At 37.3% G+C, this 13344-nt stretch carries 8 protein-coding genes; 4 read left to right on the top strand and 4 right to left on the bottom strand.

Annotation, left to right across the window (positions count from 1 at the left end; all coding sequences use genetic code 11):
* Nucleotides 1-47: 47 nt before the first annotated feature.
* Both H4J62_RS11760 and H4J62_RS11755 read right to left on the bottom strand, forming a co-directional pair.
* Nucleotides 48-1205 carry an iron-containing alcohol dehydrogenase gene (locus H4J62_RS11760; protein WP_182215821.1) on the bottom strand — a complete coding sequence of 386 codons (1158 nt, stop codon included), beginning with the start codon at nucleotides 1203-1205 and terminating at the stop codon, nucleotides 48-50.
* A gap of 76 nt (nucleotides 1206-1281) precedes the next feature.
* Entirely contained in the window at nucleotides 1282-1968 is a 687-nt protein-coding gene (locus H4J62_RS11755; protein ID WP_070373842.1) for a type 1 glutamine amidotransferase domain-containing protein, read from the bottom strand.
* A 179-nt stretch (nucleotides 1969-2147) separates the two neighbouring features.
* Here H4J62_RS11755 and H4J62_RS11750 point away from each other — a divergent pair, with 179 nt between their 5' ends.
* From H4J62_RS11750 to yfaE, 4 genes are all read left to right on the top strand, one after another.
* Nucleotides 2148-3059, top strand: coding sequence for a LysR family transcriptional regulator (locus tag H4J62_RS11750; protein ID WP_070373843.1), 912 nt, complete (start codon nucleotides 2148-2150; stop codon nucleotides 3057-3059).
* Nucleotides 3060-3636: 577 nt separating this feature from the next.
* Nucleotides 3637-5910 (top strand): class 1a ribonucleoside-diphosphate reductase subunit alpha, encoded by a 2274-nt coding sequence (gene nrdA, locus H4J62_RS11745; RefSeq protein ID WP_182215820.1) that lies wholly within the window; start codon nucleotides 3637-3639, stop codon nucleotides 5908-5910.
* Nucleotides 5911-6044: 134 nt separating this feature from the next.
* Nucleotides 6045-7175, top strand: a complete 1131-nt coding sequence (gene nrdB / locus H4J62_RS11740; RefSeq protein WP_182215818.1) for a class Ia ribonucleoside-diphosphate reductase subunit beta — start codon at nucleotides 6045-6047, stop codon at nucleotides 7173-7175.
* 82 nt (nucleotides 7176-7257) lie between these two features.
* Nucleotides 7258-7569, top strand: coding sequence for a class I ribonucleotide reductase maintenance protein YfaE (gene yfaE / locus H4J62_RS11735; RefSeq protein WP_259364623.1), 312 nt, complete (start codon nucleotides 7258-7260; stop codon nucleotides 7567-7569).
* Between the two features lie 110 nt (nucleotides 7570-7679).
* Here yfaE and H4J62_RS11730 read toward each other — a convergent pair whose 3' ends face one another.
* Together H4J62_RS11730 and H4J62_RS11725 are read right to left on the bottom strand one after the other, a co-directional pair.
* Nucleotides 7680-8993, bottom strand: coding sequence for a diguanylate cyclase (locus tag H4J62_RS11730; RefSeq protein WP_182215816.1), 1314 nt, complete (start codon nucleotides 8991-8993; stop codon nucleotides 7680-7682).
* Between the two features lie 21 nt (nucleotides 8994-9014).
* Nucleotides 9015-13205 carry a response regulator gene (locus tag H4J62_RS11725; protein ID WP_182215814.1) on the bottom strand — a complete coding sequence of 1397 codons (4191 nt, stop codon included), beginning with the start codon at nucleotides 13203-13205 and terminating at the stop codon, nucleotides 9015-9017.
* Nucleotides 13206-13344: the final 139 nt, after the last annotated feature.

Here is a 13344-nt window from a genome sequence, read left to right as displayed (position 1 = left end):
TAAGTGCAGCGTGTCAATTAAACAAGCCACTCATTTTTATTTTATCTTTACAAGGCTTGCGTTAAAATCTCTCGGCTTATTGCTAGAGTAATATCACTGTTTTCACCTAGTGCTGTCATGCCATGTTGCTCTAATCGTTCGACAAGGGAATCAATATCAGCGCTACCAAGATCAACGTGAGATAAGCGCGTTGGTACCTGCATCTTTTCAAAAAACTCTTCTGTTAAACGGATAGCTTGATCAATACGTGCATTATCATCACCTTCAGTTATCTGCCAAACACGTGTTGCATATTGAAGTAATTTTTCACGCTTTTGCTCACGACGTACTTTCATCACGGCAGGTAACACAATAGATAAGGTTCGAGCGTGGTCAATACCAAAGGCACCTGTTAATTCATGGCCTATCATATGTGTTGACCAATCTTGTGGTACTCCAGCACCAATAAGACCGTTTAGTGCCATAGTGGCCGACCACATAATATTTGCTCTAACGTCTAAATCATCTTTAGTTGCCGGGGCTAAGGCTTTAGGTCCTTCTTCAATTAAGGTTTGTAATAAACCTTCACTGAACCTGTCTTGTACTTTGCCATTAACGCTGTAAGTTAAGTACTGTTCAATGGTATGAATAAAAGCATCAACAACACCATTACCAATTTGACGATCTGATAATGAGAAGGTCACACTTGGGTCTAACACCGCAAATAATGGACGCACTAAAGGACTAGAAAAAGGGAGCTTATTACCGTCTCGTGTTACCACGGAATTACCATTACTTTCTGAGCCAGTGGCAGGTAAAGTTAACACCGCGCCAATGGGTAAAGCTTTAGTGAACGCTTGCTGTTTGGCAAGAATATCCCAAGGGTCATCACCTTCAAATAATGCCGCAGCGGCAATAAATTTAGCGCCATCAACAACAGAGCCACCGCCAACAGCAAGTAAATAATCAATATTTTCAGCTTTGATGATCGTTTGCGCTTTCATTAAAGTGTCGTAAGTTGGGTTAGGTTCAATGCCTGAAAATTCAAAGTAAGTGTGCTCTTTAAGCGCATCAATAACTTGCTTATAAACACCATTACCTTTGATTGAACCTCCACCGTAAACAATGAGTACTCTTGCATCTAATGGTATTTCTTTTGAAATGGTTTGAATTTCTCCCGGCCCAAAATTAATTTTAGTTGGGTTTTGAAAATTAAAATTTAACATTTATATGTCCTTAAAGGTAAAGCGTTAAATCGATTAGCTAAACAGGTTAGCTAATCGAGTTGTCTGTTCTAAGTAACTATGCTGAAAGGTGAGTTAATAATTTTTCAGCGGCTAATGCCGAGCTAGCTGGGTTTTGACCGGTAATAATGAGGCCATCTTGAATTGCAAAGGCATGCCAATCTTGAGCCTTTTGGTATTCGCCGCCACGTTTAATCAATTCATCTTCTACTAAAAATGGCACAACTTCAGTTAGTTGAACCGCTTCTTCTTCACTGTTAGTAAAACCGGTTACGGCTTTGCCTTTAACAGCAAAATCACCAGAAGGTTGTTTTACATTTAACAAGGCAGCGCTTGCATGACAAACTGTTGCAACAGCTTTTCCGGCGTTAAGAAAGTTTTCAATCAAGGTAATTGAGTCAGTATTGTCGGTAAGATCCCATAATGGACCATGACCACCAGGATAAAATACTGCATCAAAGTCAGCTTCATTAACAGAAGCTAATATTAGCGTATTAGCGATTTTAGCTTGTGCTTCGCTATCTGCATCGTAACGGTCTGTCGCAGCTGTTTGAAAGTCTTCAAGTGTGCTGGTTGGGTCTATTGGTGCTTGTCCACCCTTAGGTGTTGCTAAAGTAACTTCGACACCAGCATCGATAAAAGCATAATAAGGGGCGGCAAATTCTTCAACCCAAAAACCGGTTTTTTGGCCTGTGTTACCAAGCTCATCATGTGAAGTAAGTACCATTAATATTTGTTTAGTCATTATCATTCATCCGTTTGGTTATATAAGTGAGTTTAGGTGTTCGTTTATTCAATGTAGCTAGTATATGCCTAAGAACAAAAATGAACAATGCAGATAAAACTGACATCATTGTATCAATAATTGATACAATGATTAGCAAAGTAAATGATTAACTGGTTATTACCTCAATAGGTGCTGTTATGGATATCTCATTTGAACAACTCAAAAGTATGGTTGTATTCGCTCAAGTCATTGAACAAGGTAGCTTAAGTGCAGCCGCTAAACATTTAGGACTATCAAGAGCAGTAGTAAGTTATCATTTGAAGAAGCTTGAAGCGCAGCTCGAGGTAAAGTTACTTAATCGTTCAACACGTGCGATTAACCTGACCGAAGCGGGTCAAGCCTATTATGAACGCTGTCGAGTTATTGCTGAGCAAGCCAGTGCCGCTAATCAGCAAATTGAAAATTTCAAAAATGAACCTATCGGCTTACTTAAAATAACGTGCCCGGTAAATGTTGGTTTGCAGACCGTTGTGCCGGCGCTGAACGAATTTAAAAAAATTTACCCCAAAATAGCACTCGATGTGATGTTAACTGATGAGGTCGTTAATATTATGAAAGAAGGTATCGATTTAGCGATTCGCGGTGCCCCCTTACCTGACTCTGGTTTACAAGCAACTAAACTGGCGACGCTACAAACATGCCTTTGTGGCGCACCTGAATATTTTCTGCAATTTGGCCGCCCCACTAAACCGGCTGATTTAAGCGACCACCAATGGGTTATTTATAAATTAACCTCTGGAGTGTTAACCTTGACTAAGGGCAGTCGTTCGTTCAGTGTCACCACAAAAGGCAGTATTAGTACCAATAATGCCGCCGCACGTACTGCCTTTGTTGAAGCAGGACATGGTCTGGGCCGTATTCCTATTTACGATGCTTGGCCAAAAATAAAAGCAGGCACTTTAGAAACAGTGCTAGATGATTATGCTTTTAGCGACATTAATGTCTTTGGTGTATTCCCGCCTGGTACAGCCAATTCCAAAAAGCTGCGCTTATTACTTAACTTCTTAAAAGAGTATTTCACCAGCCAAAGTATAATAAAAAAGCAATAACCCCACTTATTAATGTATATATTTTTGTGTGGACCAACCGCTCTTATGATCTACTAATAACTAGCGGATAAACTTTATACAAGTTGTCATCGTAACGCTTAACCTAAACAGTCTATATCAGCATTATTGTTCATTTAGTGCCCTTCCTGCTTAAAAAAAAGCAACGTGTTGTTTTTATTAGAAATTAAGTTTTAGCTGACAAAAACAACCAATAAACGGGTAATTTTATTTAAAAATAAATTACCCACAAAAATTAATTAAAATAAACGTTGCGTTTTTGTAATATCAAAAATAAAAAGCACTACTAAGTTAGTCGTTACTAACTGAACTTTTACTCTAAAGAAAGTTATTAAAAACTATGCTTTTTATCACTTGCAAAAACAGCCAAACCTCATTATCTTGTGATCAGTTTTTAGAAAACCCCTATATATAGTGTATTTGTTGTTCAGATGTTTTTTTGTGCTAATTTACATTTTAGGGAAATATAATACTGATAAGTGTTCACTTAACGTTTTCTTTAGTTGACAACGTTAGGTAAATAAAGCGACCAGCATAATTAATAAATGACAGGCTCTTCATGACTAATAATCTTTTTGTAAGTAAGCGTAACGGCAAAAAAGAACTCATCGATTTAGAAAAAATTCATCAAGTTATCACTTGGGCTGCTGAAGGCCTTGATAACGTTTCGGTGTCACAAGTTGAGTTGAAATCTCATATTCAATTCTACGACGGTATCAAGACTGCTGACATTCATGAAACTATCATTAAAGCCGCCGCTGATCTTATTTCAGAAGAGACACCTGATTATCAGTATTTATCAGCACGTTTGGCTATTTTTCATCTACGTAAAAAAGCCTACGGCCAATTTGAGCCGCCTAAATTATTTACCCATGTTGTTAGTATGGTAGAAAATGGTAAATATGATGAACATCTTCTAGCTGATTACAGCGAAGCAGAGTTTGAACAAATGGAAAAATTTCTTGTTCATCCTCGCGATTTAGACTTTAGTTACGCCGCAGTCAAACAATTAGAAGGTAAATACCTTGTCCAAAACCGGGTAACGGGTGAAATTTACGAAAGTGCTCAGTTTTTATATATCTTAGTGGCCGCTTGTTTATTTGCTAAATATCCTGTTGAAACACGTTTAAAATATGTTGAAGGTTTTTATCACGCGATTTCAACCTTCAAAATATCGTTACCTACACCTATTATGGCAGGGGTACGTACGCCTACTCGTCAATTTTCATCTTGTGTATTAATTGAATGTGGTGACAGTTTAGACTCAATAAACGCGGCTTCTAGCTCTATTGTTAAATATGTTTCACAACGAGCAGGCATTGGCATCAATGCTGGCCGTATTCGCGCTTTAGGTAGTTCGATACGTAATGGTGAAGCCTTTCATACCGGTTGTATTCCGTTTTTCAAGCATTTTCAAACGGCTGTTAAAAGTTGTTCACAAGGGGGAGTTCGAGGCGGCGCAGCTACGTTATTCTACCCACTTTGGCATTTAGAAGTTGAAAGCTTACTGGTCCTTAAAAATAACCGAGGTGTTGAAGAAAATCGTGTCCGTCATTTAGATTATGGCGTGCAATTCAATAAGCTTATGTACACACGCTTAATCAAAGGAGAGTCTATTACTCTCTTTAGCCCGAGCGATGTTCCTGGCCTTTATGATGCTTTTTTTGAAGACCAAGAGAAATTTGAAGCCTTGTATGTAAAATATGAAGCTGATGATTCAATTCGTAAAAAATGCATTAAAGCTATTGAGTTATTCACCTTATTTGCTCAAGAGCGTGCCAGCACAGGTCGAATTTATTTACAGAATGTTGATCACTGTAATACGCACAGCCCATTCGATCCGAAACAAGCACCAATACGCCAAAGTAATTTGTGTTTAGAGATTGCGCTACCGACACAACCAATGAATGATATTAATGATCCAAATGGCGAAATTGCCCTTTGTACTTTGTCAGCCTTTAACTTAGGCGCAATAGAAAGCTTAGATGAATTAGAAGGTTTATCAGACCTTGCAGTTCGAGCGCTTGATAGTTTACTTGATTATCAAAACTACCCGATGCCAGCTGCTTACAATGCCACTATAGGCAGAAGAACATTAGGTATAGGCGTAATAAACTATGCTTATTACTTAGCTAAAAACGGCGTGTATTATTCAAATGGCAGTGCTAACAATTTAACTCACCGTACCTTTGAAGCCATTCAATTTAATTTATTGAAAGCATCAAATGAATTAGCAAAAGAAAAAGGCGCTTGTCCTAAATTTAATGAGACACGTTTATCACAAGGTATTTTACCGATTGATACTTATAAAAAGACCATTGACGACATTACCGGTGAACCCCTTCATCTTGACTGGGAAACTTTGCGAGAGAGTATCAAGACACATGGCGTAAGAAATTCAACGGTTTCCGCGTTAATGCCATCTGAAACTTCATCACAAATTTCAAATGCTACAAATGGAATTGAACCACCAAGAGGTTTAATCAGTATAAAGGCTAGTAAAGATGGTGTTTTAAAACAGGTTGTACCTGAATATCAAAGATTAAAGGGTAACTATGAGTTACTTTGGAATATTCCAAATAACGAAGGTTACTTGCAGCTAGTGGGTATCATGCAGAAGTTTATTGACCAAACCATCTCTGCAAATACTAACTACGACCCTGCACGCTTTGAAGGCGGAAAAGTACCGGTGAAGCAAATCTTAAAGGATATTTTAACCGCTTATAAATTAGGCGTTAAAACCATGTATTACCATAACACCCGTGATGGTGCGTCTGAGAATATGCTCGGATTAGAAGAAGAAGACTGTGAAGGCGGCGCATGTAAAATTTAATTGTGCGCACAAAAAAAAGCTTCATTGTTTTTTAACAATGGAGCTTTCAGCATAATCAGTCATACCTATAATTTTTAAAAACAAAATTTCGATAACAGGCTGTGACTTTCATGCGTGTTATCAAGGAGTAATAGATGTCCTACACCACGTTTAATCAAGTTCCTAATAATGCGCTACTCGAGCCAATGTTTTTAGGTAACAGTGTCAATGTCTCACGATATGACCAACAACGTTTTATCGCCTTTGAAAAACTTATTGAAAAACAGTTATCGTTTTTTTGGCGTCCTGAAGAAATTGATGTATCAAAAGACAGATCTGATTGGCAAAGTTTAACGCCTTCAGAAAAGCATATTTTCATTTCCAACCTAAAATATCAAACTTTGCTTGATTCTATGGCAGCACGCTCGGTGAATGCGATGTTTTTACCGCTGGTTTCATTACCAGAAGTAGAAACTTGGATAGAAACCTGGGCTTTCAGTGAAACCATTCATTCTCGCTCTTACACGCATATTTTGAGAAACTTGTTTTCAGATCCAAGTGAAATATTTGACGACATCGTTGTTAACCCAGCTATTTTAAAGCGTGCATCCAGTATTTCTAAATACTTTGATGCCGTGATCATCACCACACAACTACTCCAGTCACAAGGTGACGGTACCTATGAAGTCGATGGTGAAATGATTGAAGTATCAACTCGCAAGCTTAAAGAGCGCTTATACTTGGCTGTTTGTTCGGTCAACGCTTTAGAAGCCATTCGCTTTTATGTCAGCTTTGCCTGTTCATTTGCTTTTGCCGAGCGTGAGTTATTAGAAGGTAACGCAAAAATTATTAAGCTTATTGCTCGAGATGAAGCTTTGCATTTAACCGGTACTCAACATATTTTAAATAACTGGTTATCCGGTAGAGATGATCCTGAAATGAAAATCATTTCTCAAGAAATGAAAGAGCAAGGATTACAGATATTTCTTGATGTTGTTGAACAAGAAAAAGAATGGGCTCAGTACCTATTCAAAGACGGTTCAATGATTGGCTTGAATGCGGCAATATTAAATCAATATATTGAGTACATTAGTAATCAACGCTTAACGGCTATTGGTTTTGATGCACCCTTTGATATAAAAAGTAACCCATTACCATGGATGAATGCTTACTTAGTATCAGACAATGTTCAGGTCGCTCCACAAGAAACAGAGATATCGAGTTACTTAGTTGGTCAAGTCGACTCTTCTGTATCAAGTGATGATTTTGATGGCTTTGACCTTTAATGGTTTTAACCTCCAGATAAAGAAGCGATTATCATGCTTTCTTATCACATCATTAGCACATTTTGCGTTTAAGCCTTTTTAAATGAAAAGTGCTAATGATATGGCTATGTGCCCGCAAAAATTGTCTGAAAGTAAGAAAGCTCATCGTATTTTTGTCGATAATAAAACCATTACCTTTCAAGCCAACGATAAAAGTTTACTAGAGTGTTTAGAAAAGGCTAATGTGGAAGTGCATTATCATTGTCGTGACGGTTTTTGTGGGGCGTGTCGAGTAACCTTAGTTGAAGGCGAAATTAGCTACCCTCAAGGAGAGCCACTCGCTTTTATTGGCGATGGAGAAGTGCTCTCTTGCTGTTGTGTGCCAAAGAGTGACATCAAACTTATCGTTGAATAACTTAATACTAGCATTATTAACGGGTCTTTAAAGATTGGAGAATCAACGTGTATAGATGTTGAGCGACAAATATACCCGTCACTCATCATCAACATCTATTAGTCTTATATTTATAATTGCGCGCTTAACCTAACTTCTATACCGCCTAAAACCTTAGTTAACTCTGCGGCAACCGGTTGATACAATTGTTGATAACGCGCAGTATCTTCGACACTTACCGCTTCATCTAGCGCTTTAGTCAATTCAAACAGTTGCATAGCTCCTACTGAGCAAGAAACACCTTTTAAGGTATGTACTAAGTGTTTACAAGCAGTTTGATCATCAGTACTGATCGCTTGTTGAATCTTTTCACTGTCTTTTGAATGGTCTTCATAAAACATCACCAGTATTTCAGCAAAAAGATCTTCATCTCCAAGCACATTACCAATACCTATTTCAGCATCAATACCTGGATATTCGTCTTCACTGGTCACCGGTAACTCATCGATAATACCCTCAGCGGCAACCGTATTTGATTCTTGATGCACCTTCACTTTATTTCTACCACTGTGCTTTGCTTCATATAGGCTAAGATCCGCTTCTTTTAATAAGCCTTCTAAGTTCATCTCATCGCCCTTGCCTAATGATAAGCCAATACTGACTGTTACAGACACCTTTTCATCATTAGTATCATCAATATATATTTTACTATGTTCTACTCTTTCTCTTAAGCGTTCGCAGGCAACAAGCGCATTCTCTGCAGAGGTATTTGCCATACATATCGCAAATTCTTCGCCACCAACTCGACCAATAATATCATTATCTCGAAAACAATCGCAGATGATATCAGCAAATTCAACTAGGACTTTATCACCGGTATCATGACCATAATTATCGTTAACCGCTTTAAAAAAATCTATATCGAGCATTGCCACAGCAAGTGGTTTATTAGTGCGTTTTGCTTGGCTAATCGCTTTACCCGCTAAGTCTTCAAAAGCGCCTCTGTTACGAATACCGGTTAAGAAGTCTGTATTAGCTAGAGACTCTAGCTCTAAAGTTTTCTCTAAAAGCCGCAGCGAGGTTCGTATTCTAGCCAATAACACTTTCGGAATATAAGGTTTAGTTACGTAGTCATCTGCGCCAAATTCTAGAGCAGCAACAATTTGATCTTCATCATCTGAAGCCGATAACATAATGACCGGCGTATTGAAAATAATAGGATGATTTTTTAATTTGTGTAACATCTCTAAGCCTGAGATACCCGGCATATACATATCTAATAAAATGAGGTCTATCGCTTGCTCTTCTAAAACCTCTAAGGCTTTTTCTCCAGATTCGGCGGTAAACACATTATAACCTTCTTCACCTAAATCAAACTCTAATAGCATGAGCGTGTCTTTAGCGTCATCAACAGCGAGAATGTTATATTTTTTCTTTGTATTCATAGTTTATTCCCATTGGAAGGCTTATTCGTCATCTTTAGCTGTTAGGTGTTTTTGTAAGATATTAATTAACAAATCATATTCCCTTGATAAATCATTTTGAAGCGATAACAATTCAACGCTATTTTTTATTCTAGCCGATTGTTCAATTTGTCGCGTTAATTTTCCAAGATTAATGCCACCTAAATTTTTTGACGAACCACTAACTTTATGTGCTAAAGCTATAATATCATCAAATAATTTATTTTCCATAGCGATAGCTAACTCATTTTTAAGCGCAGGCATATCCTCAATAAATAAACTGATAAGCTGTTTACTTAATTTGTCATTATTTCTAATACGCTTTAAAAAACCTGTTTTATCCCAAATGATATCTTCATTTGTCTTTGAATGACTACTTTTGGAGTTATCACCATGGCTAGTCTGGGTTAGGGGCTCTACAATCTCGTTACTGTTATCATCAGACACGGTTTCAAAGCTATCTAGCCCAACCCATGCCGATATTTTTTTAAGTAAAATATCGGTATCTACCGGTTTAGTCGCGTAATCACTCATGCCTGCCGCTAAACATTTTTCTTTATCACCTTTCATCGCATTGGCAGTCATGGCAATAATTGGAATGTTACGATGAACAACACCAGCCTTTCCTGCCCTTATTGCTTTTGTTGCATCGTAGCCGTCCATTTCAGGCATTTGACAGTCCATAATAATGATTTGGTAGGGAGAATCGTCTGGTGAAGAATCTAAAGCAGCCAGGGCTTCGATACCATTACCAGCAACATCAGCTGACAAACCAATATTGGCTAGTACACCTAAAATGACCACTTGGTTAATACGGTTATCTTCAACCAATAAGATGCGGGTTTTTTTGGCAATGACGCGATTAGCATTTGAATGTTTTAACTTATGCACGTTATGTTGGGTAACAAAGGGTTTATTGACATTCAAAGTGCCTTCTTCGTCTAAAACAAGACTTAACGTAGCAAATAAATCTGCGGTTGTTGCTGGCTTGGGGAAATACGCAGAAAAGCCGAGTTGTTCAAAAAAGTTAGCATCTCCTCTATCACTCATCGACGTCATCATAATAAGTTTAGTTTTTTGTGTATGTCGATGACCCTTCAAGCGCTCACCTAAAGTAACGCCGTCCATGCCAGGCATTTGCATATCAAGAATTGCCGCATCAAAAAAATCAACCGGGTGATTATCAACCTGCTCGATAGCACAAGCGCCATCCTTTGCTTGCGTAACCTCTGCCCCCCAAATAGCTAACTGTCCTTTTAATACCGCCAAATTTGTCGCATTATCATCAACTATTAGTATTTGCTTACCTTTTATGTCTACCTGAGGCATGACTATTTGAGAATTATCACTTTCGTTAAGTAGTATGGTAAAAGTAAACACACTGCCCTGACCTTCGGCACTTGTTACGCTAATATCCCCTGACATCAGTTGGGCTAATTGTTTAACAATGGCCAAACCTAAGCCTGTACCTCCATATTTTCGTGTAGTAGAGGCGTCTACTTGGGTAAAAGAATCAAACAATGTAATCATTTTATTTTCAGGAATACCAATACCCGTATCTGATATGCTGCATGTTAATTGCAACTGATGTTGATGTTTCTTAATCGAGGCTTTAATGAGTACTTCACCGGTCTCGGTAAATTTTATTGAATTACTGACTAAATTTGACAGTATTTGCCGTAAACGACTAGGGTCACCCTTAACTAAAGATTGTTCAACACCGCAAACATCCAGTATCAATTCCAAGCCTTTTTCCTGCGCTTTTATCGCCATCGACTCAGCAAAGTCGCCAAGCTGACTTCGAATATCAAAATCAAGTATTTCAAGTTCTAGTTTTCCTGCCTCTATTTTTGAAAAGTCCAAAATATCATTAATCAAAGATAATAAAGATTGAGCACTTGAACTGGCTAATTGCAAATGATGAGCTTGTTGTTTATCGATATTACTTTGCTGAAGTAAACCTAACATCCCTAAGACGCCATTCATCGGGGTACGTATTTCATGACTCATACTTGCAAGAAACTGCGAGCGCAGCAACAGAGCGTGCTCTGCCATATCTAAAGCGTCCTGTTTTAAAGTACCTAAGTTTTTTTGCTCGGTTATATCACGATGAGTTCCCACCACTCTGAAGTTTTTTTGATCTTTATGATTAACCATTTGACTATGTGTTTCAATATATCGAATAGTTCCATCAGGCAAAGTGATACGATATTCAAAATTAATTACTATGCCTTTCTTAACTTCACGGATAAATTGTTCTTCGACAAATTTAAGATCGTCTATGTGTATAGCAGTTCGCCAAATTTTTTCTGTAGGTACTGTTGAATCTTTATCATAACCAAACAATTCATACATTCGACTGTCCCAAAGACTTAGCCCTGTTTGAATATCATAGTCCCAAACGCCTATTCTTGGGGCTGACAAGGCAAAGTTTAAACGCCATGCCATATCTTTAGCTTCTTCAATACTGCGGATACTTTCTGCTGCCAACAACTTGTTTTCAGTGATATCACGTATTAATCCGGTAAAAACAACATCACCAGAAATATTTATTTTACTGACACTTAAATGCATAAAGAACTTTTCGCCATTTTTTCTTAATGCTGTCAGTTCAAGGGTGCGGCCTTTTACTTCACTTGAAGTATGTTGTAAAAAACATTTAAATTCGTCCACTGGGTTAATAGTATTATCTACGGGCACTAGAAATAGTGCGTTTTTACCAAGGACCTCATTGGTTTGATAGCCAAATATTTTTTCAGCCGCATGATTAAAAGCGAGAATATTACCTTTCCCGTCAATATTTATAACACCATCAGCAATTGAGTTTAAAATAGAATAAAGCTTTGCTAACGCATCTTCTGCACGTATTGTTTCACTTTTTTGGACAATCGACTTTTGCTCTATTTGCATTAATAAATTTTGAAAACTTCTTGCTAAAGCGCCAATTTCATCATTTTCTTGCACCGGTAACTTACCGATAACACCCTGCTCTTCAAATTGGGCAACACCTTTAGTCATCAACAACAAAGCACGTGTTATCCGCTTAGACGCCATAATACAAAACACTAGACTTAATATGGCTAAGATAAAGCTAAATAATATTGCCCGGTTTTTCATACTTTCTAATGATTGCAAATAAATATTACTTTTATTTTCAATAACTAAGTGTAATGGATTTACTTGGCCAAATTCGGCAAACTGAACAGTAGAGTAATAGGCTAATTTATTATCAACATCTATCTCTTTATCTTGCACTAGCTTATCGCTAGTGAGTATTGAGGAAAAAATAACACTCAGCGACGGAAACTTTTCAATCACCTTGATATTGTTTTTATCAACTTTTTGATCGGCTGGAAAATAAATAAAATCACCCGCTGAATTAGCAAGATAAAAAGTAACTTTTTCTAAAGCATTTTCCTTAAGCCGTTCAATAAATAAAGAAAAATCAACTTCTATTGTTATTGAGCCAAAAAGTTCGTTATCAGCCGTATAAATAGGGGTAGCGATAAATAAAGAACTCTGTAAAGGCTTGCCCTGAGTATTTTTTTGATAATATATCTCTGAAAAATACACTTCACCTTTTTTAACTAATAATGCCGCTTTTAATGAATCAAGCGCTATATTTTGACTAGATTGCTCAAAAGGAATGACCTTCACTTGGTCATTTTCATGGTCAACACTGACAATACTGCGAACATGTTTCTCTGTTGTTAAATAACTTATATTTTTATAAATAGGTTGGTTTTTGATAAATTCTTTGAATATCCCCTGTAATTTTTTCCGCCATAACAGGTTTTGTTCATCATCAGATTTGATAGACTCCATAACACCTTGTATTGACGCGGTCTTACTGAGGAAGATTGAGTCGTTGGCACTTTCTCGATAGAAATAGGCTATTAATGGTTTTACAATTTTACTTTTAATATTGAGTTCATCAAACGCCTGCTCTTTAACCAACTGCTGGCTTTCAATATAAAATACAGTGCCAACCGCAAAAGCAATAAGGAGTGATAAAGAAAAGCCAGCAAATGGAATTTTAAAAGCTAATGAGCTAAAAACTTTTCCGATAGAGAAGCTTTTACTGGCTTTAGTTAATGGCTGCGCAGTATGATGATGTTCTTTAGATGCGCCATTATTATCTTGTAAATGATTGTTTTTGATAAGTGCTACTTCTCTTTTGGTGAATCTATTCATACGCCGATAAAAATAGAGTCTGAAACAATATTTTTGAGAAAAGGCTAAATATTCAATTGGCTATCAAATAACATACTAGAACCAACGCTTATATGCAATTGTGGTAGATCAACAACAATAACACTGATAACTAAACCTT

It is taken from the genome of Colwellia sp. BRX8-5 (genome assembly GCF_014077325.1).
Classification (GTDB): domain Bacteria; phylum Pseudomonadota; class Gammaproteobacteria; order Enterobacterales; family Alteromonadaceae; genus Colwellia_A.
Note: the sequence above shows the minus strand (reverse complement) of the source record. Positions and strands in the feature narration are given on the sequence as shown.